The following is a 22,542-nucleotide window of genomic DNA, read 5'->3' on the forward strand; positions in this document are numbered from 1 at the left end:
CGGGCGGCGGGTTCAGCTCGGTTGCACCCGAGACGTCACGAATCCGTCTCGGACCGGACCAGGTGCTCGAACGCGCTCAGGTTCGCCAGCGACTCACCGCGGGACACCCGCCAGTCCCACTCCCGCCGGATCGAGCTGGCGAAACCCAGCTCCAGCAAGGTGTTGAAATCGTTGTCCGCGGCCTCCAGCACCTGGCCGAGGATCTTGTCCAGTTCCACTTCGGACACCGAGTCGAGCGAAATCCGGCCCACCAGGTAGATGTCGCCCATCTCGTCGACCGTGTACGCGACGCCGTACAGCTTCGCGTTGCGGCGCAACAGGAAACGGTAGACGTCCTCGTGCTTCTCGTCCGGCCTGCGGCAGACGAACGCCTCCACCATGAACGCGTGCTCGCCCGCGATCAGCCAGCAGTTGGTCTGCAGCTTCTTGGTGCCGGGCAACGTGACGAAGTACCGGCCCGGCCCCTTCTTCTCGTACTTCAGCCCGGCTGCGTCCACAGTGGACTGGATGACGGAGTCGACGTCCATCAGACGGCCACCTCCGCGCGCGGCGAACGAAAACTGGTCACCACCGAAGCGTAGACGTCCAGCAGCGCGTCGGCAGTGTGCCGCCAGGAGAACCGGCGCGCGTGCCGCACCGCGTTGGACGCGAGTTCGGCCAGCCGGGCGGGCCGGGTGACCAGGCTGCCCAGCGCGGCCGCCCAGTCGTCGGCCCGGTGGGTGGGCACCAGCAGGCCGGTCGTCCCGTGTGCGACGGCCACCGGCAGACCGCCGACCTCGGCGGCCACCACCGGCGTACCGCAGGCCTGCGCCTCCAGTGCCACCAGCCCGAACGACTCGCTGTAGCTGGGCACGGCGACGACGTCGGCCGCCCGGAACACCTCCGCCAGCGCCGGCCCGGCCTGCGGCGGCAGGAACCGGGTCCGGTCGGCGATCCCCAGCCGCACGGCCAGTTCCCGCAGCTGCCTCGGCTGGTCCCGGCCGGTCCCGGACGGCCCGCCGACCACCAGCACGACGAGCCGGCCGGCCAGCTCGGGCCTGCCGCGCAGCAGCTCGGCCGCACCCCGCAGCAGCACGTCCGGCGCCTTCAGCGGCTGGATCCGGCCGGCGAACGCCAGCACGACAGCGTCGTCAGGCAGGCCGAGCGCGGCCCGCGCGGCGGCCTTCGAACCGGGGGTGAACCTGGCCAGGTCGACGCCGGGCGCCACCGTACGGACCGCGGCGGGGTCGGCGCCGTACAGCCCGATCAGCTCGCGGGCCTCCACCGCCGTGTTGGCGACCAGGCCGTCGGCCTCGGCGACGACCTGCTCCTCCCCGATGACCCGGCTGCGCGGCTCCGGGGTGTCCCCCTCGGCGAGCTGCGCGTTCTTCACCTTCGCCAGCGTGTGCGCGGTGTGCACCAGCGGCACGCCCCAGCGGTCCCTGGCCAGCCAGCCGACCTGCCCGGACAGCCAGTAGTGCGAGTGGATGACGTCGTAGTGGCCGGGGTCGTGGAACGCCTCGGTACGCAGCACGCCGGAGGCGAACGCGCACAGCTGAGCGGGCAGTTCCTCGCGATCCAGCGGTTCGAACGGGCCGGCAGGCACGTGCCGCACCTGCACGCCGGGGACCAGCTCCACCACCGGCGGCTGATCGGACGACGTGGCCCGGGTGAACACCTCGACCGCGACACCGCGACGGGCCATCTCGGCGGCCGTCTGGCTGATGTACACGTTCATCCCGCCCGCGTCGCCGGTCCCCGGCTGCTCCAGCGGCGAGGTGTGCAGCGACAGCACCGCCACCCGGCGTAGCCGGGATCTGGCCGGACGTGAGCGCGCGGAACTCGGGTGCAGCGAGATGGTCACCTGATGGCTCCTCGGGTCTGGTCAGCGCTGGGACGCACCGGGGAGCAGCTGCTCGGCGAACCGGCGGAGTTCGTCGTTGAACTCGGCCGCCCGCTCGACGAAAGGCAGATGCCCCGCCCCCTCGAACCAACGCCGGCGGGCCCCCGGGATCTTCCCTGCCGCGTACTCGCCCGCGCTCGGGTCGACGACCTCGTCGGCGTCCCCGTGCACGACCAGGGCCGGAACGTCGATCCCGGCCAGTACCTCGCCGCTGTCCACCTTCCGCCGGAACAGGGCGCCGCGGACCCTCGGCGGCACCGACAGGCTGGTCCCGAGCAGGGCCTGCGCGAGCGCGCCGTCCACCGGCTCGGCCGCCATGTGCGCGCTCAGCATGGTCAGCGCGGGAACGGCGACCGCCGGATCGTCGGACAGCGCGGCGGGTAGTGCGGCCCGCATGGCCGGGCCGGTCGCGCCGCCGGGCCGGTCCCTGCCGATCTCGGTGATCGCGCCGGCCAGCACGATGCCGGCGACGCCCTCGGTGCCGTGGTGGCGCAGGTAGTCGGCGATGACCAGGCCGCCGTAGGACCAGCCGACCAGCACCACCGGGGCGCCCGCGCCGGCGAAGTCGAGCACCGCGGCCAGGTCGGTCGCCCAGGTGAGCGAGTCGTCGTAGCCCTCGACCGGCACGTCGGAGTTGCCGTGTCCACGCAGGTCGACGGCCACCAGCCGGAACCGTTCGGCCAGGTCGGGGTCGGCCAGCTGAGCCGACCAGGCCAGCGACGACTGCGCCCAGCCGTGCACCAGCACTATCGCCGGAGTGCGCTCGGCACCGGCAACCCGCAACCCCAGCCGGACTCCGCCGGATCCCACAACCTCGGTCAGCACACCCTGGATACTGCTACACCGGCGCCCACCCGCGTAACCACCCGGCTGCGTTGGCACCAGAGCACGTGAAGGCCACCTTCACCACGTCTCACGTCAGGGTCCCGGCAAAGTCCGGGTGCTGTGCGCCCCCAATGTGGCATTGGGGGAGTTCAAGTTCCCCAATGCCACATTGGGGAACTTTGCTGGATCTCTTTCGTGGTGACGGCTGCGTCTGCTGGGCCGGATGTGACTGCTGAGACCGCGACCCCAGGACGGGATGTTCGTGAAGGCCACCTTCATCACATGAGACGACAGAAACTCGGCCTTCACACCGGACAGCGGGCTATCCGCCCACGTAATAAAGGTGGCCTTCACGTGCTTTGCTGCACGGCCGGGCCCCCTACAGAGCGGACTTGGACTTCCAGGTCTCCCAGTCGAGCAGCCAGTCCATCACGTCAGACGTGGTCGGCATCTTCGCCTTCGAGCCGGTGATCTCCACCGGGTCGCCGATCAGCGCCGAGTCGAAGTACTTCTTCGCGTCCGCCTCCAGCAGGTTCACGCACCCGTGCGAGGTGTTGTTCTTGCCGATGTTGGCGCGGTTCTCCTCGTTCTCGTGGATGTACTCGCCGTGGTTGGAAATCCGGCAGCACCACTTCTTCTTGACGTCGGTGTACCCGTAACGCGCGTTGTCGAAGATCGACGTGGGTTCCTTCGTCATCACGATCAGCGTGCCGTTGGGCGTGTTCAGGTTCGGGTCGGCGTCCTTGCCGTTGCTGCACGGGTAGCTCGCGTACTGCTCGCCGTTGCGGTAGACCTTCATCACGTGGTCGGGGGTGTTCACCTTGACCACCTGGTTACGGCCGATCTTGAACTTCGTGGTGACGTCGGCCTTGACGTAGACGCCCTTGCCGATGTTGACCCCGTACAACTTCGCGGTGACGGTGACCTCGGTGTTGGCAGGCCAGTACTCCCTCGGCCGCCAGTCGACCTGCCGGTCCGAGAGCCACCCCCACGCGCCCTCGACGTCCTTGGACGTCTCCACCTTCAGCGCCGCCTGCGCGGCCTTGCGGTCGGTCACCGGTGCGTCGAACTTCACACTGACCGGCATGCCGACGCCGACCTCGGCGTCGTCGCCCGGGTTGACCGTCGCGCGGATCACCTTGGCCGGTTTGACCGTGTCGAACGTGCCGGTCAGCTCCACCGGCTTGCCGTCGCTGCCGGTGCCCTTCGCCGCGTAGGTGTAGGTCTTGCCGTAGCCGAGCTGCTCGGACGCCGTCCAGACGGTCTTCTCCGGGTTGAGCTCGCCCTTGACGGCCTCGCCCTCCGGGTTGGTGACCTTGACGTCGGTGAGCGTGCCGTCGGCGACCTTGACGGTCACCGGGTTCGCCACCGGCGCGTCCTTCGCGTTCACCGCCGGTTCGGCGGTGATGACGGCCTTGGGCGCCTCGGCGGCGGGCGGTTGGCCACCGCTGCCGCCGCCGTCGTCACCCGAACACCCGGCCACCGCGACGCCGGCCCCCACCGCCAGCGCCGCCTTGAATGCCGTTCGCCGTTGGAACACCCCACGAACCTCCGTCTTTCCACCCCTGCGGAAACCGACGGTACTCCGCCGTTGTTTCCTCGACGTTGGCTAGACGCCGAGCCCGGCGGGCGGGTTGCTCGGGCGGCCGCGGGTCACAGGGTGCAGTTGACCAGCGACGGTTCCGGGTGCAACGTCACGCCGAACCGCTCGCGGACGCCGTCGCGCACCTCACCCGCGAGGGTCAGCAGGTCCGCCGTGGTCGCCTCACCCCGGTTGGTGAGCGCCAGCGTGTGCTTGGTCGACAACGACACCCGGCCACCCGGTCCCTGATGCCCCTTGGCGAATCCGGCGCGCTCGATCAGCCAGGCCGCGGACAGCTTGACGCCGCCGTCGGCCGGGTACTGCGGCACCGGAACTCCGGCCCCGACCACCTCGGCGATGCGCTCCAGCACGCCCGCGAGCTGCGACTCGGGCAGGATCGGGTTGATGAAGAAAGACCCGGCGCTCCAGGTGTCGTGGTCGGCCGGGTCGAGCACCATGCCCTTGCCGCGGCGCAGCTCCAGCACGGCCTGCCGGACGTCGGCCGTCGGTACCCGCGAGCCCAGCTCGGCACCCAGCTTGTTCGCCAGTTCCGGATAGCGGATCGGCGAGGACAGGCCGTCGCCATGGGTGGCGAACTGGACGCCGAGCACGACGTGCCCGGTGTTCTTCAGCGAGCTGGTGCGGTAGCCGAACGTGAGGTCCTTGCTTCCGGCGCCGGTGCGTTTGCCCTGCTCACGGTCGTAGTAGGTGACGTGGCTGAGCAGCTGGCTGACCTCGAAGCCGTAGGCGCCGACGTTCTGCAGCGGCGTCGCGCCGACCGAGCCGGGGATGCCGGACAGGCACTCCAGGCCGCCGAAGCGATTCTCGACACACCAGGCCACGACGTCGTCCCAGTTCTCCCCTGCGGCGAAGTCCACGTAGACCGTGACGCCGCCGTAGGGGTCCTGCTTCCACGACCGGCCGGTGGTGGCGATCTTGAGCACCCGGCCGTCGAAGCCGTCGTCGCCGACGACCAGGTTCGACCCGCCGCCGAGCACCAGCAGCCGCTCCCCGGACCCGTCGGCGTCGCGGACGGCCTCGACAACCTCGTCGTCGGTGGTGGCCACGTCGAACGATCGCGCCGGGCCACCGAGCCGCAACGTCGTGTGGTCGGCCAGGGCCTGCTGGGTGGGCGTTTGCACTGCACTCACAGCCACGAACGGTACTGTCCCTGCCCATGGCATCCCGTATCGACCACCGAGCGCAGTTCGACCGGCCCGTGGCCGACGTGTTCCAGGCACTGTCCGAGGACACCGTCCTGCGTGCCCGGCTGGACCTGCTCGGCGGCAAGCACGGCGCCCTGCCCGAGCACAGCAAGGACGACAACGGCGTGCGCTACAAGCTCGTCCAGGGCATCGGCGCGGAGCAGCTGCCGCAGGCTGTGCGCACCCTGCACTCCGGTGACCTGATCGTGCACCGGGAGCAGCAGTGGACGCGGTCGGGCGAGGGGTACGCCGGCACCGCGACGGCGCACGTCAACGGGGTTCCCGGGGAGATCACGGCGCGGACCGAGCTGGTGTCCGACGGCGAGGGCAGCGTGCTGCGCACCATCGGCGAGGTGAAGGTCCGGATTCCGCTGTTCGGGGCGAAGCTGGAGAGCGTGATCGCCGAGCAGGTGACGAAGCTGCTGGAGGCCGAGGCCCAGTTCACCCGGCGATGGCTGAGCGAGCACTAGTGCCCTGCGCCGGAAACCCGGCGCGTAAGTCGGCGAGTCCGGATTTCCGCTGGCAAGGCGCCGGTTCGCCCTCGTACTGGACCGTACTCGGGCGGACCGGCAACGCCGCCAGCGGGAATCCGGGCCGGTGAATTACACGGCGGGTTTCCGGCGCGGGGCACTCGGAACTCCGACCCGGGGCACGACCAACCCGAACCGGCTGCGCCGGGTGGACCGCTGGCTCACCTACTCGCCACGGGTTGCCCGTTCGTGCGGTTCCGTGCCCGATCCGCTCGTCGTCGACCTCGGCTACGGCGCGACGCCGGTGACCACCGTCGAGCTGGCGAACCGGCTGCGCACCCGGTTCCCCGGCGTGCGGGTGCTGGGACTGGAGCTGGACCCGGACCGGGTCGCCGCGGGCAGAACTGCCGCTCGGCCACCGTGGCTGGACTTCCGGCGCGGCGGGTTCGAGCTGGCCGGGACGCGGCCCGCGCTGGTGCGGGCGTTCAACGTGCTGCGCCAGTACGACGAGGGCGAGGTCGCCGGCGCGTGGCGGACGATGCTGGACCGGCTGGCACCCGGCGGGCTGCTCGTCGAGGGCACCTGTGACGAGATCGGGCGGCGGTGCTGCTGGGTCACGCTGTCCGCGGACGGGCCGCTGACGCTGACCGTCTCGGTGCGGCCTGCGTCGCTGGACCGTCCGTCCACTGTGGCTGAACGGCTGCCGAAGTCGTTGATACACCGCAACGTTCCCGGTGAACGTGTGCACACTTTTCTGTCCGCCCTGGACTCCTGCTGGGACGTCGCGGCACCGCTGGCGACGTTCGGCGCACGGGCCCGGTGGACCGAGGCCGTCCGGCTGCTGGCCGCGCGCGGCTGGCCGGTCCGCGACCGGCGGGACCGCTGGCGGCTCGGCGAGCTGACCGTCGACTACTCCTGCGTGGCACCTGGTTAACCGTCGGTGTTCACCACCAGGTCAACCCGGCCGTGCAGTATCGAGGTGTGGTGGACCTGCTCACGCACCTGACCGAGCTACTGCGCGGCTCGCTGGGCTCGCCGTGGCTGTGGCTGGTGGTGTTCGCCGTCGCCGGGCTGGACGCGTTGCTGCCGTTCATGCCCAGCGAGGGCACGGTGATCGCCGTCGCGGTGCTCCTGGCCGGGCAGGACGACCACGCCGGCCTGCTCCTGCTGGTACTGGTGACCGCCGTCGGTGCGCTGGCAGGCGACTGTCTCGGGCACCTGGTCGGCAGAACTGCCGGTCCGCACGTCGTGGCACGGCTGCAGCGGGGCGAGAAGGGCAGGCGCCGCTACGCCTGGGCACGCGAGCGGGTCGACCGGCACGCGGTGCTGCTGATCGTGGCCGCGAGGTACCTGCCCGGCGGCAGGGTCGCGGCCGGGCTGGCGACCGGCAGCATGCGTTACCCGATCGGCAGATTCGTGGCGCTGGACGCGCTGGGGTGCGTGTTGTGGGCGGTGTACAGCGTCGTGATCGGGTACGTCGGCGGCGCGGGGTTCGCGGATCGGCCGTTGCTGGGGCTGCTGGTCGCCTTCGGCGTCGGCCTGCTGATGGTCGGAGTGCTGGCCGGTGTGCGCCGGGCCGCCCGGTCCGGCAGGCAGGCCACGGAGGATGATGACCAACCGTGCCAGCGAACACACACCGTTACGTGATCACCTTCGGCTGCCCCGACCGGACCGGCATCGTCGCGCGGATCTCGTCGTTCCTCGCCGAGGCGGGCGGCTGGATCGTCGAGGCCGCCTACCACACCGACCTGGAGACCGGCTGGTTCTTCACCAGGCAGGAAGTGCGGGCCGACTCGCTGCCGTTCGACGTGACCGAGCTGCGGGCGCGCTTCGCCGGGGTGGCCCGTTCGCTCGGGGCCGAGTCGGACTGGTCGGTGCACGACACCAGCGAACGCCGCCGGGTGGTGATCCTGGTGTCGCGGGAGGGCCACTGCCTGTACGACCTGCTGGGCCGGGTCGCGTCCGGTGAGCTGGACGTCGACGTGCGGGCGGTGATCGGCAACCACGCCTCGCTGGGCGACATCACGGAGGCGCACGGCATCCCGTTCCACCACGTGCCGTTCGCCCCCGGCGAGAAGGCCGCGGCGTTCGCGCGGGTGCGGGAGCTGGTCGACGAGCACGAGCCGCACGCCGTCGTGCTGGCCCGCTTCATGCAGATCCTGCCGCCGGAGCTGTGCGAGGCGTGGGCGGGCAGGGCGCTGAACATCCACCACAGCTTCCTGCCCTCGTTCATCGGCGCGCGGCCGTACCACCAGGCGCACACGCGCGGGGTGAAGCTGGTCGGCGCCACGTGTCACTACGTGACGGCCGACCTGGACGCCGGGCCGATCATCGAGCAGGACGTCATCCGCGTCGGGCACGCCGACTCGGTCGCCGACATGGTCCGCAAGGGCCGCGACATCGAGAAGGTCACCCTGGCCAGGGGCCTGCGCTGGCACCTGGAGAACCGGGTCCTCGTGCACGGCAACCGCACCGTGGTCTTCTAGCGGCCGGACAGGTGAGCCATCAGGGCCTCGTCGGTGGGCTCCACCAGGTGGGTGCCGTCGCCGAAGGTGATGGTCGGGATGCGGCGCTCGCCGCCCTGCAGCCCGCGCACCAGCGCTTCCGCCTCGGCGTCGGCCTCCACGTCGACATAGCGGTACGCCACGCCCTCGCGGTCCAGCAGCGCCCGGCTGCGCTTCACGTCGGGGCACCACGAGGCCCCGTAGACAACCAGCTCAGACACGGACCAGCATCTTCCCCGTGTTGGCGCCGGCGAGCATGTCGAGGAACGCCTTCGGCGCGTTCTCGATACCCTCGACGACGGTCTCCGAATACCGCAGGCTGCCCGACGCCACCAGCGGCGCCACGTCGGCGACGAAATCGGCGTGCCGGTCGTAGTGGTCACCGACCAGGAAGCCCTGGATACGCAGCCGCTTGCCGACGATCTGCATGAGGTTGCGCGGCGCGGGGTTCGGCTCGGTCGCGTTGTAGCCGGAGATCATCCCGCACACGGCGAACCGCGCGTGCAGGTTGGCCGAGTCGATGGCGGCCTCGAGGTGCTCGCCGCCGACGTTGTCGAAGTAGACGTCGATGCCGTCCGGCGCCGCGTCCCGCAGCTGCCCGGCCACCGGGCCGTCCTTGTAGTTGAACGCCGCGTCGAACCCGAGGTCCTCGGTCAGCCAGCGCACCTTCTCCGCCGACCCGGCGCTGCCGATCACCCGCCCGGCGCCCTTCAGCTTCGCCAGCTGCCCGACGACCGAGCCGACGGCTCCGGCCGCGCCGGACACGAACACGGTGTCACCCGCCCGCAACGAAGCGCGGTCGAGCAGGCCGATCCAGGCCGTGAGCCCGGTCATCCCGAGGACGCCGAGGTACGTGCTCAGCGGCGCCACCGAACCGTCCACCTTGGACGCTTGGTCGGGCGTCAGCACGGCGTGCGTCCGCCAGCCCTTCATGTGCAGCACGGTGTCGCCGGGTGCGTAGCCGTCCACTGTGGACTCGACAACCTCGCCAACGGCGCCGCCGTGCATGACCTTGCCCAGCGCGTAGGGCTCGGCGTAGGACTTGGCCTCCGACATCCGCCCGCGCATGTACGGGTCGACACTCACCCACAGGTTGCGCACGAGCAGCTGGCCAGGGGCCGGCCGGGGGACGTCGGTCGCCACGACGTCGAAGTCGCTGGGCTTCGGGGTGCCTTCCGGCCGCGCCGCGAGCCTGACCTCGGTCGCGCCGCTCACCTGACCTGGCCCTCGAGGTTGGCCAGCACGCCGTCGTAGATGCGCCGCAGGCCACCGGGGGCGAACGTCTTCTCGAAGAAGCCGCCGATGCCGCCGGCACCGTCCCAGCTGGTCTCGATGCGCACGACGCTGCCGTTGCCTGCCTCACGCACCGTCCACGTGGTGACCATGCTGGAGTTGGCGTCGGTCTCCACCAGCGTGCCGGGCGAGGGTTCGGCGACCGTGGCCTCGACGTGCCGCACCCGCTTCGACGTCGCCTGCAGCCGCCACTTCACGACGGTGCCCGCGCCCTGGCCGCCCTCGACGACCTCGTACTCGCTGTACTGCTCGGTGAGCAGCTTCGGCCGCACGCCAGCGTAGTCGGCGACGGCGGTACGCACCTTGTCCACCGGCGCGTCGATCGTGCGTTCCGCGGTGGCGGTGACCTTGCCCATGACTCTCCTTCTCAGCCGGCCGCGCGGGCCAGCCCCTCGATGACCTCGGCCCCGGGCAGCGCGGCCAGCGTCGCCCCGGTAACCAGCAGCTTGCTGCCGCGAATTCCGCTGCCCACGACCAGTTCGGGCGCGTCGGCGACAGCCTTGTCGACGAGGATCGGCCAGCCGTCGGGCAGCCCGAGCGGGGTGATCCCGCCGTAGGCCATGCCGGTCAGCTCGACCGCCTCGTCCATCGGCGCGAACGACGCCTTGCGCACGTCCAGCCGCCGTTTGATGACACCGTTGACATCGGCACGCGTGGTGGCCAGCACGAGTGCCGCGGCGTACCGCACCTCACCGGCCCGCTTGCCGGAGACGACCACGCAGTTGGCCGACGCCGTCAGCGGCGAGCCGTAGGTGGCGCAGAACTTGGCGGTGTCGGCCAGCTCGGGATCGATCTCGGCGACGCCGGCCGCGGCGTCGGCGGGAAGGGCGGCCAGCGCCTTGGCCACCGGTTCGGCGAGCAGGTCGGTGCGCTCTCGCGCGGGCTCGACCCGCAGGGAGCCCGCGATGGTCCAGTTCGTCACGAGCCCCAGCCTAGCTACCAGCTGGAGCCGCCCCGCTGCACCTCGATGAGCTTGGGCCGCACGTCCACGATGTAGACCAGCGAGGCCACCGCCCCGGCGAGCCAGAAGATCATGCCCTGCCCGTAGAACCCGGCAAGGCCCATGACGACGGCACTGGCGGCGGTGATGGCGAGCCAGAGCGGTTTCGTCTTGCGGTCGGCCGCGGTGAACGCGTCCGCGCGCTGCATGAGGCAGTGCCCGAACGCGAAGATCGCGGCCAGGGTGCCGATCTGGTCGATCACCCAGGTAATCCAGAACGCGACGGTAGGCACGAGACCAGCGTACGTCAGAACCCGGACACAGCAGGACCCCCGGCGCCGACGAGGCACCGGGGGTCCTGGTGGAACCGCTGTTTACTTGTCGGTCTTGGTGGTGTTCGTCGTGGTGGTCTTCTTCGCGGCCGGGGTGGTGCGCTTGGCCGGGGCCGTGGTCTTCGGCGCGGTACGGTTGGCGGCCTTGCGGCTGGTGCTGCGCACCTCGTGGGCGACGTCCTCGCCCGCGTCCTCGACGGCGGTGGCGGTGGCGTCGGCGGCCTTCTCGACGGCGTTCGCGGTCTTCTCACCGACGGACCGGGTCTTCTTCGTCACCTTGCCCAGCACGTCCTCGACGCGCTCGCGGGCGTCGGTGGTGACCTCGCCCACCTTCTCCTGCGCGTTCTGCAGGGCGTCCTCCAGCTGCTCGAGGGCACGCTTGACCTGCGGCTGCGCGACGATCTGGTCCCAGGCCTGCTCACCGGACTCGGCCAGCTTGTTGTACAGCTTCAGCGCGGCCTCGGTGTACTCGTCGATGACCTTGCGCAGCTCGGCCGGGTCCAGCTTCTCCCGCAGGCTCTGCACGTCGGTCGGCAGCTCCTCCAGGTTCTTGCGGGCGGTCTCGCTGCCCTCGCTGACGCGCTCCTTGGCCTTGTTCACGGCGTCGACGACGGCCTGGCTGGCCAGGTTGCCGGCGCCCAGCGCGGCGAGCAGCGGGGTGCGGACCTGCTCGAGAGCGGTGTTCACGGCCTTGCGGACGTCGTCGGTCCTGGAGTCGGTCTTGGTGGTCATGGGTTTCACTCCTTGGTTTCGGCGGCTGCCTCGTGCTGTTGCTCCGGGCGTCCCCCGGCCTGGTTCTCCCGCCGGAAGGACTCGTAGATGTCGAGCAGAACCTGCTTCTGCCGCTCAGTCAGGTCGGCGTCGGCGCGGATCGCGTCGGGCACCGGTCCACCGGTCGGCAGATCGAGGATTCCGGCCTGCACGTACAGCGCCTCGGCCGAGATCCGCAGCCCCTTGGCGATCTGCTGCAGGATTTCCGCGCTCGGCTTGCGCATGCCGCGCTCGATCTGGCTCAGGTACGGGTTGGACACCCCGGCGAGCTTGGACAGCTGACGCAACGAGATCTTCGCGTTGCTGCGTTGCTGGCGGATGTACTCGCCGATATCCCGACCGAGGTCGGCGACCTTGTCGATGGGGCCGGTCCCGTCGGGGACCTGCTCCTTGTCGGCCATTCCGGCCACCTCCTCCGTCACCGACAACGGTACGCCCGAGTGCTAACTCTTGCAAGCACCCTGCATGCACTATCGGGTGTGCACTACGTCACCAGCGGCTACGGTGACTCCATGCGCCCGCGCGACGGTCTCGACCGGCAGCGCCGGCGGCTGGTCGCCGGGTTGCGCCGGGCCGGGGTGCTCGCCGACCCGCACTGGCTGTCGGCGTTCCGCGCGATACCGAGGGAACCGTTCGTGGAGCGGTTCTTCCTGCCGCATGGCTGGCGCTGGCGGGCCGTCGACCGGACCGATCCCGGCTGGTCCGATCTCGTGTACGCCGACCGGGTACTGGTTACCCAGCTCGACGACGACCCACACGCCTGGGAACGAGCCCGCCGGGACGGTCCGATCGCCGGAACGCCGACCTGCTCGTCGAGCATGCCGACGATCATGGCGATCATGCTCGAGGAGCTGCTGGCGTCGGCCGGCCAGAACGTGCTGGAGGTCGGCACCGGGACCGGCTACAACGCGGCCCTGCTGTCGCACCGTCTCGACGAGAGCAACGTGTCCACTGTGGACATCGACGGCAGCCTGGTCGAGTCGGCCCGCGCCGCGCTGGCGGGAATCGGTCTCGCGCCGGTGTGCGAGGTCGCCGACGGCTTGCGCGGGTTCGCGGCCCGCGCGCCGTACGACCGCGTGCTGTGCACCTGCTCGGTGTCGGCGATCCCGCCGGAGTGGCTGCGGCAGACCCGCCCCGGCGGCCTGGTGGTGACGACGCTGAACCGGCCGATCGGCGCCGGGCTGGTGCGGGTGAGATCGGGCGGCGACGGAACCGGCCGTGGCCGGGTGCTGCCCCGGGACGGGCGGTTCATGCCGCTGCGCGCGCACCGATTCGGCGCGGACGACGCCGTGCTGGCCCGGGCGCGAGCCGGTGGGCCGCGGCGGCGGGCGAACCTCGCGCTGCGGACGGTCATGGACCCGGCCAGCCCGTTCGAGTTCTACGCCGGGCTGGTGCTGGACGGCGTGCTGCCGCATTTCCCGCCCGACGCGTCCGGCGTCACCTACCTCGTGCACCCGGACGGTTCGTGGGTCCGGCACCTGCTGCGGGACGGGTCGGAGTTCGTCGAGCAGGGCGGCCCGCGTCAGCTGTGGGACGCGGTCGAACGGGCCGACGGTGACTGGCGGGCGCTCGGCCGGCCCCTTCGCGACCGCTTCGGCATCACCGTCACCGAGGAGGCGCAGTACCTGTGGCTGGACGCCCCGGACTCGCCACATCGGTGGCCGCTAGGCGGTTGAGTATCCACTCACGGACGGCCTCGGCCGTCGACTCCAGCGGCACGCCGGTGGTGTCGAGCAGGTCGACCGGCGGGTGGAGGGTGGCCGCGCGGGCGCGGAGCCAGTCGTTGAACTCCAGCATCTCGGCGATGCGGGACTCGTCCCACTCCCGCCACGCCGGCCGTGCCCGCAGCCGCCGCGCCAGCGCCTCGGGCTCGGCCACCAGCGCCAGGTAGTGGATGGCGGAGAAGAAGACCCGCTCGGGCAACGGTTCGAACTCCGGTGGGGCGACCGTGCCGACCAGTAGCACCGGCCGTCCGCTCTGCCCGATCATCGCGGCCATGCGCAGCCAGGTGGACCGGAACGGGCCGTGGCCGTAGCCGTCCGGCGAACTCTCCCGCAGCGCGCCCGTCCACAGGACGTCCTGCTCCACGGCGACGACCCGGTCGGCGAGTGCGTCCGCCACGAGCGGGCCGACCGTCGACTTACCGGCGCCGCTCGGCCCGGTCAGCGCGAACAGCGGCAGCCGCCGGAACGGCCAGTCGTGCCCGCAGACCACGCAGAACAGAACCGCCCCACGTGCGACAGGACGCTGCGCCCTGTCCCCGCACGCGGGGCAGATCTTCAGGTCGAGCACTAATCGAGAAGGTTCTCGAGGAAGCTCTTGCGGCGGCGGTGGCCGTAGTGACCGTGGTGCCCGTAGGGCTTCGGCGAGTCGCCGTAGCCGCGGTAGCCACGGGGCGAGTCCGCGTAGCCGCCGCGGTAGGCCCGCGGCGAGTCGGAGTAGCCGTGGTGCATCGTCGGGGCGTGCCCACCGTGCGGCATCGGCGGGGGCGGCCCCGGCTGGTACGACGGCGGCGGGGCGGCGTTCGAGTAGTAGGAGTTCTCGGCGCTGATGATCTGCTCCAGCTCACCACCGTCGAGGAAGATCCCCCGGCAACCCGAGCACTGCTCGATGTGGATGCCGTTCTTGTCGAACGTTCTCATGCTGCCTTGGCACTTCGGACAAATCACGAATCACAGACTACGCATACTTTCAGCAGGCGCACAGACAGAACGGGTGCCCGGCCGGGTCGGCGTAGACGCGAAAGCCCGTCGACTTCATCCCCTGGTCGTCGAGCAGTTCCGCACCGAGCGCCAGTGCGCGGTCGTGGGCCGCCGGCAGGTCGGTCACCCGCAGGTCGAGATGCAGCTGCTGGGGACGTTCGCCGGTCGGCCAGGTCGGCCGCTGGTGGTCGGGGGCCCGCTGGAACTCGATCTGCGCGCCGCCCGGCCCGTTCAACGTCAGCCAGTCGGCGCGGCCGGTGGCCTTCGGCCAGTCCAGCAGCTCGGCGTAGAAGCCGGCGACGCGTTCCGGGTCGGCACAGTCCAGGACCACTGATCCGAAGGTGGGCACGGCACCCATGGGAACCTCCCGTTCGTCGAATAACCTGCTAACTGATTATGGGGGTTATCAAGCGGTGGCGCCATACACTGGTCGCCGTGAGCGGCACTCCCACCGGCGACGACGTGCGCCTGGTGCTGGACTTCCTGAATACCCTCGATGTCGAGGCGGGAACCGACGTCCTGCAGCAGGCCGATTCGTGGCGTTCGTGGGCGGCGAAACGGGGGCTGCGGCCGGGCGCCCTCGGCGCGGCCCGGCAGGCCCGGAACGCCCTGCGTGCCGCCGTCGGCGATCCCGGACTTCCCCGCGACGCCGCCGGTGCGGCCGTCCGGGTCGAGCTCACCCCGGACGGGCCTGCCCTGGTCGCGGACAGCGCGGCGGGCGCGGTCCTCGCCGCGGCGGCACGGCTGGAGGTCCTCGGCGAATGGCGCCGGGTGAAGATCTGCCCCGCCGACGACTGCCGCTGGGCCTTCTACGACCAGTCCCGCAACCGGTCCCGGACCTGGTGCTCCATGCGGGTGTGCGGCAACCGGGAGAAGGCCAGGGCATGGCGTTCCCGAAGTTCGGAGTGACACTTCGCCTCTAGATGTATCATCCGCGTCGATATCGGTGATCACCGTGGAGACGCCATGCATCCCCAGCAGCCCGGCCAGTGGCCGCAGCCTGTCCACCCCCAGCAACAGTGGCCACCGCAGCAGCAGTGGCCGCCGCCGAAGAAGGGCTTGTCCACCAAGGCGAAGGTGTGGATCGGCGCCGGTGCGGCGGTCCTCGTGCTGGGCGTCGGCGCGCTGCTGATCGTGGCGTCCGTGCTCGCGCCGCCCGCGAAGCAGGCCGCGAACCTGGCCGAGGGTGACTGCGTGAGCATGACCGGCAGCGGCAAGGAGCTGGACCTGGCGAAGACCGACTGCGCCCAGCCCGCGACGCCGTACGTGGTCGTCAACAAGGGTGAGCCCCGCGACGGCTGGGGCTGTTCCGAGGGGTTCTACAAGCTGGAGCTGCCCAACCGCGGCGGCAACCTGGCGTTCTGCTTCGCCCTCAACGCCAAGGTCGGCGACTGTTTCGACAACGTCGACGGCACCGAGCCACCCGCCCTGGTGGACTGCGGCCGGGCGGCGGTGAAGGTCGTGAAGACCGCGCCCGGCATGTCGGTGATGGGCAGCGAGTGCGGCGAGGCGGCCGACCGCTACATCTCGTACGTGCTCCAGGGTGAGCAGTTCAGCCACGTTCCGGGGACGATCTGCCTGGACACGCTCTGACCCTGTGGACAACCCTGTGCACAACCGGCCAGCCTGTGGATAAACCCCCCACTCGGGTGTCACCCGCCCGCCCCGAGCGGCTTTAGCGGACAGAAGACGGTTCGGGCGAAACGGGCACCCCAAGCACGTGAAGGCCACCTTCACCACGTCACACGTAATGAAGGTGGCCTTCACGAGCTTTGTGCCCAGGCCGGGGACGCTCAGAACAGGAGCTGGGCGACCGTGTAGATGACCACGCCGGCCAGGGCGCCGACCACGGTGCCGTTGATCCGGATGAACTGCAGGTCGCGGCCGACCTGCAGCTCGATCTTCCGCGAGGTCTCCTCGGCGTCCCAGCGCTCCACGGTGTCGGTGATGATCGTGGTGATCTCGGCCGAGTAGTTCTTCACCACGTAGGCCGCCGCGCCCTCGGTCCAGCCGTCGACCTTGCCACGCAGGCTGTCGTCGGACTCCAGCCTGCTGCCCAGCACGACCAGGCCCTCGCGGACCCGCTTGCGCAGCTCGCTGTTCGGATCCTCGGCGGCGGTCAGCAGCATGTCCTTGGCCGTCGACCACGCCGAGCCGATCAGCTTCTCCACCTCGGGGTGCTCGATGACCTGCTGCTTGACCTGCTCGGCCCGCGCCATCGTGTCCGGGTCGGTCTGCAGGTCCTGGCTGAACTCGGTGAGGAACTTGTCCAGCGCCAGCCGCATCGGGTGGTTGACGTCGGTCTTCACCGCCCAGGCGAACGAGAGGACCTCGCCGTAGACCTTGTCGGCGAGCATCTCGTCGACGAACTTCGGCGACCAGCTCGGCGCCCGGTCGGAGACCACGCGCAGCATCGTGCTGTGGTTGTCGCGCACCCATTCGTAGCCGCGGTCGCAGATCAGGTCGACCAGCTTGTGGTGCGCCCCGTCGGCGAACACCCGGCCGAGCAGCTTGCCCAGCGGCGGGCCCCACGGCCGGTCGATGATCCGCCGGGCGACGGCCTGCTCCATCACCGCCTGGACGTCCTCGTCCCGCAGCACGGTCACCACGCCACGCACGACGGTGGCCAGCTCGGAGGTGACCCGCTCGGCGTTGTCCGGCTGGGACAGCCACGCACCCAGCCTGCGCGAGATGTCCACTCGCCGGACCTTGTCGCGGACGACGGCCTCGGACAGGAAGTTGGTGCCGACGAATTCGCCGAGGCTGCTGCCCAGCGCGTCCTTCTTGCTCGGGATGATCGCCGTGTGCGGGATCTTGATGCCCAGCGGATGCCGGAACAACGCGGTCACGGCGAACCAGTCGGCCAGCGCGCCGACCATGCCAGCCTCGGCCGCGGCCCGCACGTAGCCGACCCACGGCCCCCAGCCCCGCGACTGTGCCCAGCTGGCCAGCAGGAAGATCACCGTCGCCCCGAGCAGGAACGACAGTGCCACCAGCTTCATCCTGCGCAGGCCCTGGCGCTTGGCCTCCTGCGCCGCGGTCCCGCCGGGCGGGTCGGCCAGCCGGGTCGACGAGGTCAGTTGCTCCACACCCCCATTGTCCTCAAGGATCGGTCCTCGTGCGTGAACCAGCTCTGATCCCCCGCCTGCGGCCCTTCACCTCGACCATCTTCGCCGAGATGACGGCACTGGCCGTCCGGACCGGCGCGGTCAACCTCGGCCAGGGCTTTCCGGACACCGACGGCCCGGCCAAGATGCTCGACGCGGCGAGGGACGCCCTGTACGGCGGCGCCAACCAGTACCCGCCCGGCCCGGGCAGGCCGGAGCTGCGCGCCGCCATCGCCGGGCACCGCGAGCGCTACGGCCTGCACTACGACCCGGACACCGAGATCCTCGTCACGACGGGCGCCACCGAGGCCATCGCCGCCAGCCTGCTCGCCCTCACCGAGGCGGGCGACGAGGTGCTGGTGATCGAGCCGTACTACGACTCCTACGCCGCCGCGGTCGCCATGGCCGGCGCGACCCGGCGGACCGTGTCGCTGCGCGAGACCGATGGCAGGTTCGCACTCGACACCGACGCCCTGCGTGCCGCGGTCACCCCACGAACGCGAGCGATTCTCGTGAACTCGCCACACAATCCGACCGGCACGGTGTTCACCCGGGACGAACTGGCCTCCGTCGCGGCCGTCTGCGTGGAGCACGACCTGGTGGCGATCACCGACGAGGTCTACGAGCATCTCGTGTTCGACGACGCCGAGCACATCCCGCTGGCGACGCTGCCCGGCATGCGGGAGCGGACGGTCAGCATTTCCAGCGCGGGCAAGACGTTCAACTGCACCGGCTGGAAGATCGGCTGGGTGTGCGCGGTGCCCGAACTGGTCGGCGCGGTGAAGGCGGCCAAGCAGTTCCTGACGTTCGTCTCCGGCGGCCCGCTCCAGCCCGCCGTCGCGTACGCGCTGGAGTCCGAACTGGACTGGGTAGAACGGCTGCGGACCGGACTCGCGGCCAAACGCGACCGGCTGTCCGCCGGTCTCGCCGACGCGGGTTTCGCCGTCTGGCCGAGTGCCGGCACCTACTTCGTCTGCGTCGACGTCCGGCCGCTCGGCTTCGCCGACGCGACCGAGCTGGCGTGGCAGTTACCCGAGCGGGTGGGTGTCGCCGCGGTACCCGTTCAGGTCTTCACAGACCACCCGAAAGAGTGGAAACACGTGCTGCGTTTCGCCTTCTGCAAAACCGATCAAGTTCTTGACGAGGCGATCACCCGATTGAGCGGTCTGGCCACTCAGCGGCAGTCACCGGCGTCGTAGCCCTCGGCCGCCAGCAGCCTCCGCATGCGGGCGAGCGCACGGCGGCGCAGCGGCCCCACGCTGCTTTCGGCGATCCCCAGCTCGGCGGCCATTTCCGCGGCACCGAGCTCGGGGCGGTGGGCAAGCAGGATCAGCAGCCGCCCGTGCCGGGCGGGCAGCTGCGCGACCAACCGCCACAACACCCGGTCACGCTCGGCGGCCAGCAGCCTGGTCTCGACCGAATCTTCCCAGCATGCGGGAAGATTCGGCGGTCTTCGCCTGCGAAACACGAGCCGGTTGGCGAGCCGTCTGACCGTCGTGATCAGCCAACCGGACAAATGCCCCACATTACGCACGGTAGTCAGTTTCGAGGCCAGCGCGAGCCAGGTTTCCTGGCAGACATCCCACGCGTCGGGTGTCGCCAGGCGCAGCCCGCGGGCTACCCGCAATGTCGTCCTCACGCAGGTCCGGGCCACAATGGACAGTGCCCCGGAGTCGCCGGCGGCCGCGCGGGCGAGAACGTCGCCCGTGGCATTGTCGAACACGGGATCATCCCCTTTCGAATACCGAGTGCGACTGGGACGACACCGGTGCGACGACGGCTCCCGGCCCGCCCGAAATCGGGTAGAACCACTCAGCCCAATCGGGGCTGCTCCATTCGGCACCCTCTGTGATCAACAACGGCCGCGTCGCCACCGTGACCGGTACGACCGTTGCGCCTTCCGGGGTGGATCGAAGTCAAATCAGGTGTAAGACTTTCCAGCGGTGCTAGAAAGAAGGCAGCCACGGGGACTGTGATCAGGCAGTTTCGACAGGCCCAAGAACGACGCAGGCAGGCCGCGGGCGATCCGCGTGAGCCGAGGCCCGGACGGTGGTGGTAGCGGTGCGGAGCAGGGGACGCCGCTCCAGCAGCCGGCTGCGTCATGCCCTCGTCCGTGTGCTGGCCACCGGAGGGCTCGTACTGGCGGCCTGGATACTCGGCGCGGTGCTCGGATCCGCGAGCGCGTCCGCCGGCGACACCGACGGCACCACCTCCAGCGGGTCGGGCTCGACCTCGGTGACAGCCCCCGAGGAGAAACCGGAGAAACCCGCGGAGGACAAGCCCGCCGCGCCCACGGCGACCGAGCCGGAAGAGGAAGAACCTGCCGCGTCGACGTTCGCCGCGACGTCGGCCGAACCTAAGGCCAAGCCCAAGCCGAAGCCGAAGAGCACGGCGCCGGAGGACCGGCCGCAGTCCGGTGGTCTGCTGGGCCTGGTCGGCAACGCGGTCGGCGGGCTGCTCGGCGGCCTCGTCGACACGGTCGGCGGCGTGCTCGACCCGGCTCCCAGCGGGCCCGCGCCCGACGGTCCCGGCCTCGGTGACATCCTGCCCGGCGTCGGCTCGCCGCCCGCAGCGTCCAAACCGGACTCCAGCGGTGGAACGGTGACCATCGCCGTTCCCGAACTGATTCCCGGCTCCGAGGCCCAGCGCGCTGCCGCGGCGGCTGCCGCTGCCGCCGCCGCGGAGCAGGCCGCGGCAGCCCTTCCCGACGTACCGGCCGCGATCGCGCCTGCCCAGCCGCGGGCCACGCAGTCGACCGCGGCCACCTGGCAGCGGCCCACTCCGGTTCCCGCGCAGGAAGCCGACGACCCGTCGACGGTTCGCGCCGGGCTGCCCGGTGGCGGCGGTTCCGGTGGCGGTCCGCGTTCCGTGCCGCTCAGCGGCGCCGTCGCACCGACCTGCGCCGCGAGCGCGGGCCATGATCCAGGCGGCAACCGTCAGTTGCTCGCCGTACTCGCCAACGAGATCACCGTGACCCAGTTGCGGTTGATCGGCACCAGCCGCGATCACGCGGCCGCCGGTGTGGGCACCGACGCTGCCCTGCCGAGCACCTTCCCGGACTGACCCGACCCGGTTCCCACAGGACCGGTGCGTCCAAACCAAGATCAACTCTTGGTGTCTTTCGAACTCGGGGTTCCTTCTGTCATGACCTCTGGATTTCCCGCCCGGCCTACCGCGCCTGGCCGGGACGGGGCCTGGGCCCGGCGTCACGCTGCCCCCGTGACGCCGGAGCCCGAACAGGGCGTGTACCGGGTGCCGTCGCTCACCGCGCCGAGCGACGGAGTTCACCCGGAACACGCCAGATAGCCGCGCACTTTCCGGCACGTCGAGGGGCGGTGCCGGGAAGGAGCCGCGGCCGATGCGCCGGTGCGCTGGATGACCCTCGCCGTTTCCCTCCCTGGAGCGACGGACCCCCATCCAGCGCACCGGCGCACTTTTTCAGGTGATCTGCGCGTCCAGCGCACAGGCCGAACCGCGAACCGACGCGGCGGCGGCCGACAGGCGCCGGACGGCCTCGTACAGCTGCTCCGCCGGCAGCGAGTAGGGCAACCGCACCCAGCGCTCCAGCCCACCGTGCGCGCCGAACCGGGCCCCCGGCACGACCTGGACGCCATGACCGGCGGCGGCCACGGCAAGCCGGGTGCTCATCGGCTCCGGCAGCCGGCACCACAGCGAGAAACCCCCGTCGGGCACCCGGAACTCCCAGTCCGGGCAGTACCAGCGCAACGCCCCGACGAGTGCGTCCCGCAGCGCTGTGACCTCCTCGCGGCGCTTGGCCAGCGACGGTTCCGCGTCGGCGAGCAGTTCGCTCAGCGCGAGCTGTTCGAGGACCGGGGATCCCAGATCGACGGCGAACCGGGCGGCCTGCAGGCGGCCGAGCAGGTCCTCCGACGCCCGCAGCCAGCCCAGCCGCAGCCCGCCCCAGAACGACTTCGCCGCCGACCCGATGGTGATCACCCAGTCCGGAGCGGTGCCGGCCAGCGGCGGTGGAGCGGCGCCGGGGTCACCGGTCAGGTCGACGTCGACCAGCGTCTCGTCCACCACGACCGGCGTGCGTGCCCTGGCCAGTGCCGTACCGATCCGCTCCCGGCCCTCGGCGTCCAGCCGGAGACCGGTGGGATTCTGGAAGTCCGGGATCAGGAAGGCCAGCCGCGGACCGGCCTGCCGCAGCGCGGCCTCGATCCCGGCGAGGTCCCAGCCACGCTCGCCGAGCGCCACCGGCACCGGCACCGCGTGTGCGGCGCGAATGGCCTCGAACGCGCTGGGATAGCTGGGCTGCTCGACCAGTACCCGGTCTCCGGGGCCGGCCAGCAACCGCAGGGCGAGCACGAACGCGTGCAGCGCGCCGTTGGTGATCATCACCTGGTCCGGGGTGGTGGGCAGGCCGCGGTCGGTGTAGCGCTGGGCGACGCGTTCCCGCAGGTCAAGCAGGCCGAGGCCGGTGTAGCCGGTCTTCGACAGCTGCTCGGGCAGGCGTTGCCGGGCGGCGTCGAACGCGGGCACCAGTCCGCTGATGGCAGGCGGTGACGCCCTGGTCAGGTCGATCAGCCCGGTGTCGGCGGCGGGAGCGGGCGGCAGGCCGGACGCCCTGGCCGCGACCCAGGACCCGGCACCGCGGCGGCTGGCCACCATCCCCGACTCGCGCAGGCGGTCCAGTGCCGCGGCGACCATCGTCCGGCTCGCCCCGAGCGCCTCGGCCAGTTCCCGCTCGGCGGGCAGGCGGGTGCCCAGGGGCAGTTGACCGTCCTGGACCTGCAGCTCGATGGCGGCGGCCAGGTCGGCGGCCCCTCGCCGGTTGCCGTGCCGACGCCAGTTGCCGAGCAGGTCAGCCAACCGCGTGCCCGATACACGTCCACCCAGTGGGATCTCGCCGTTCATGAAAGCCAATTATTCACAATTGGCTCTGGTTATAACAGCCAATCCTCTCGA

At 70.9% G+C, this 22,542-nt stretch carries 27 protein-coding genes; 9 read left to right on the top strand and 18 right to left on the bottom strand.

Annotated features, from left to right (window positions below; genetic code table 11):
- Positions 1-35: 35 nt before the first annotated feature.
- The 5 genes from EWH70_RS10090 to EWH70_RS10110 form a co-directional block, all read right to left on the bottom strand.
- Entirely contained in the window at positions 36-527 is a 492-nt protein-coding gene (locus EWH70_RS10090) for a type III secretion system chaperone family protein (protein ID WP_130475028.1), read from the bottom strand.
- Positions 527-1,843 carry a D-inositol-3-phosphate glycosyltransferase gene (gene mshA / locus EWH70_RS10095; protein WP_205669076.1) on the bottom strand — a complete coding sequence of 439 codons (1,317 nt, stop codon included), beginning with the start codon at positions 1,841-1,843 and terminating at the stop codon, positions 527-529. Before mshA ends, EWH70_RS10090 begins: the two co-directional genes overlap by 1 nt.
- Positions 1,844-1,864: 21 nt before the next feature.
- Positions 1,865-2,707: an alpha/beta fold hydrolase gene (locus EWH70_RS10100; protein ID WP_130475029.1), complete on the bottom strand. Its 843-nt coding sequence runs from the start codon at positions 2,705-2,707 to the stop codon at positions 1,865-1,867.
- 379 nt (positions 2,708-3,086) lie between these two features.
- Complete coding sequence (locus EWH70_RS10105) at positions 3,087-4,247, bottom strand: L,D-transpeptidase (protein WP_130475030.1); 1,161 nt, start codon at positions 4,245-4,247, stop codon at positions 3,087-3,089.
- A gap of 113 nt (positions 4,248-4,360) precedes the next feature.
- Complete coding sequence (locus EWH70_RS10110; protein WP_130475031.1) at positions 4,361-5,440, bottom strand: UDP-N-acetylmuramate dehydrogenase; 1,080 nt, start codon at positions 5,438-5,440, stop codon at positions 4,361-4,363.
- Positions 5,441-5,466: 26 nt separating this feature from the next.
- Between EWH70_RS10110 and EWH70_RS10115 the strand changes: the two genes are divergently transcribed.
- From EWH70_RS10115 to purU, 4 genes are all read left to right on the top strand, one after another.
- Entirely contained in the window at positions 5,467-5,964 is a 498-nt protein-coding gene (locus EWH70_RS10115; protein ID WP_130475032.1) for a DUF2505 domain-containing protein, read from the top strand.
- Between the two features lie 127 nt (positions 5,965-6,091).
- Positions 6,092-6,898, top strand: a complete 807-nt coding sequence (locus EWH70_RS10120; protein ID WP_130475033.1) for a class I SAM-dependent methyltransferase — start codon at positions 6,092-6,094, stop codon at positions 6,896-6,898.
- Between the two features lie 50 nt (positions 6,899-6,948).
- Positions 6,949-7,611, top strand: a complete 663-nt coding sequence (locus EWH70_RS10125; RefSeq protein WP_130475176.1) for a DedA family protein — start codon at positions 6,949-6,951, stop codon at positions 7,609-7,611.
- Positions 7,608-8,450 (top strand): formyltetrahydrofolate deformylase, encoded by an 843-nt coding sequence (gene purU, locus EWH70_RS10130; protein ID WP_130475175.1) that lies wholly within the window; start codon positions 7,608-7,610, stop codon positions 8,448-8,450. Before EWH70_RS10125 ends, purU begins: the two co-directional genes overlap by 4 nt.
- Here the strand turns inward: purU and EWH70_RS10135 are convergent.
- The 7 genes from EWH70_RS10135 to EWH70_RS10165 form a co-directional block, all read right to left on the bottom strand.
- On the bottom strand, positions 8,447-8,689 hold the full coding sequence (locus EWH70_RS10135) for a glutaredoxin family protein (protein WP_130475034.1): 243 nt from the start codon (positions 8,687-8,689) through the stop codon (positions 8,447-8,449). The two genes, purU and EWH70_RS10135, sit on opposite strands and share 4 nt — an antisense overlap.
- A complete protein-coding gene (locus tag EWH70_RS10140; RefSeq protein WP_130475035.1) occupies positions 8,682-9,683 on the bottom strand; it encodes an NADP-dependent oxidoreductase in 1,002 nt (333 codons plus the stop codon). Before EWH70_RS10140 ends, EWH70_RS10135 begins: the two co-directional genes overlap by 8 nt.
- Positions 9,680-10,117, bottom strand: a complete 438-nt coding sequence (locus EWH70_RS10145) for an SRPBCC family protein (protein ID WP_130475036.1) — start codon at positions 10,115-10,117, stop codon at positions 9,680-9,682. Before EWH70_RS10145 ends, EWH70_RS10140 begins: the two co-directional genes overlap by 4 nt.
- Positions 10,118-10,128: 11 nt before the next feature.
- Positions 10,129-10,683: a YbaK/EbsC family protein gene (locus tag EWH70_RS10150; protein ID WP_130475037.1), complete on the bottom strand. Its 555-nt coding sequence runs from the start codon at positions 10,681-10,683 to the stop codon at positions 10,129-10,131.
- 14 nt (positions 10,684-10,697) lie between these two features.
- Positions 10,698-10,994 (bottom strand): DUF2516 family protein, encoded by a 297-nt coding sequence (locus EWH70_RS10155; protein WP_130475038.1) that lies wholly within the window; start codon positions 10,992-10,994, stop codon positions 10,698-10,700.
- Positions 10,995-11,075: 81 nt separating this feature from the next.
- A complete protein-coding gene (locus tag EWH70_RS10160; RefSeq protein ID WP_130475039.1) occupies positions 11,076-11,765 on the bottom strand; it encodes a hypothetical protein in 690 nt (229 codons plus the stop codon).
- 5 nt (positions 11,766-11,770) lie between these two features.
- Positions 11,771-12,205: a helix-turn-helix domain-containing protein gene (locus EWH70_RS10165; protein ID WP_130475177.1), complete on the bottom strand. Its 435-nt coding sequence runs from the start codon at positions 12,203-12,205 to the stop codon at positions 11,771-11,773.
- Between the two features lie 111 nt (positions 12,206-12,316).
- On the opposite strand from EWH70_RS10165, the gene EWH70_RS10170 reads away from it, so the two are divergent.
- Positions 12,317-13,480, top strand: coding sequence for a methyltransferase domain-containing protein (locus EWH70_RS10170; protein ID WP_130475040.1), 1,164 nt, complete (start codon positions 12,317-12,319; stop codon positions 13,478-13,480).
- Here the strand turns inward: EWH70_RS10170 and EWH70_RS10175 are convergent.
- The 3 genes from EWH70_RS10175 to EWH70_RS10185 are packed head-to-tail and all read right to left on the bottom strand — an operon-like array spanning position 13,410 to position 14,864.
- Positions 13,410-14,096 carry a nucleoside kinase gene (locus EWH70_RS10175; protein WP_240686899.1) on the bottom strand — a complete coding sequence of 229 codons (687 nt, stop codon included), beginning with the start codon at positions 14,094-14,096 and terminating at the stop codon, positions 13,410-13,412. The genes EWH70_RS10170 and EWH70_RS10175 overlap by 71 nt on opposite strands.
- Positions 14,096-14,473: a TFIIB-type zinc ribbon-containing protein gene (locus EWH70_RS10180; RefSeq protein ID WP_130475041.1), complete on the bottom strand. Its 378-nt coding sequence runs from the start codon at positions 14,471-14,473 to the stop codon at positions 14,096-14,098. The genes EWH70_RS10175 and EWH70_RS10180 overlap by 1 nt, the downstream gene beginning before the upstream one ends.
- A 22-nt stretch (positions 14,474-14,495) precedes the next feature.
- Positions 14,496-14,864 (bottom strand): VOC family protein, encoded by a 369-nt coding sequence (locus EWH70_RS10185; protein WP_130475042.1) that lies wholly within the window; start codon positions 14,862-14,864, stop codon positions 14,496-14,498.
- Between the two features lie 77 nt (positions 14,865-14,941).
- Here EWH70_RS10185 and EWH70_RS10190 point away from each other — a divergent pair, with 77 nt between their 5' ends.
- Both EWH70_RS10190 and EWH70_RS10200 read left to right on the top strand, forming a co-directional pair.
- Complete coding sequence (locus tag EWH70_RS10190; RefSeq protein ID WP_240686901.1) at positions 14,942-15,415, top strand: CGNR zinc finger domain-containing protein; 474 nt, start codon at positions 14,942-14,944, stop codon at positions 15,413-15,415.
- A gap of 57 nt (positions 15,416-15,472) precedes the next feature.
- On the top strand, positions 15,473-16,099 hold the full coding sequence (locus EWH70_RS10200; protein ID WP_165436222.1) for an LppU/SCO3897 family protein: 627 nt from the start codon (positions 15,473-15,475) through the stop codon (positions 16,097-16,099).
- 200 nt (positions 16,100-16,299) lie between these two features.
- Here EWH70_RS10200 and EWH70_RS10205 read toward each other — a convergent pair whose 3' ends face one another.
- On the bottom strand, positions 16,300-17,595 hold the full coding sequence (locus tag EWH70_RS10205; RefSeq protein WP_130475046.1) for a DUF445 domain-containing protein: 1,296 nt from the start codon (positions 17,593-17,595) through the stop codon (positions 16,300-16,302).
- Positions 17,596-17,624: 29 nt separating this feature from the next.
- Here EWH70_RS10205 and EWH70_RS10210 point away from each other — a divergent pair, with 29 nt between their 5' ends.
- Complete coding sequence (locus EWH70_RS10210) at positions 17,625-18,812, top strand: pyridoxal phosphate-dependent aminotransferase (protein ID WP_130475047.1); 1,188 nt, start codon at positions 17,625-17,627, stop codon at positions 18,810-18,812.
- On the opposite strand, the gene EWH70_RS10215 is transcribed toward EWH70_RS10210, so the two are convergent.
- Complete coding sequence (locus tag EWH70_RS10215) at positions 18,788-19,336, bottom strand: RNA polymerase sigma factor (RefSeq protein ID WP_130475048.1); 549 nt, start codon at positions 19,334-19,336, stop codon at positions 18,788-18,790. The genes EWH70_RS10210 and EWH70_RS10215 overlap by 25 nt on opposite strands.
- A gap of 338 nt (positions 19,337-19,674) precedes the next feature.
- On the opposite strand from EWH70_RS10215, the gene EWH70_RS10220 reads away from it, so the two are divergent.
- Positions 19,675-20,676, top strand: coding sequence for a hypothetical protein (locus EWH70_RS10220; protein ID WP_130475049.1), 1,002 nt, complete (start codon positions 19,675-19,677; stop codon positions 20,674-20,676).
- Between the two features lie 375 nt (positions 20,677-21,051).
- On the opposite strand, the gene yczR is transcribed toward EWH70_RS10220, so the two are convergent.
- Entirely contained in the window at positions 21,052-22,491 is a 1,440-nt protein-coding gene (yczR, locus tag EWH70_RS10225; protein WP_165436223.1) for a MocR-like transcription factor YczR, read from the bottom strand.
- Positions 22,492-22,542: the final 51 nt, after the last annotated feature.

Origin of the sequence: Amycolatopsis suaedae (genome assembly GCF_004214935.1) — a bacterium.
Classification (GTDB): Bacteria; Actinomycetota; Actinomycetes; order Mycobacteriales; family Pseudonocardiaceae; genus Amycolatopsis; species Amycolatopsis suaedae.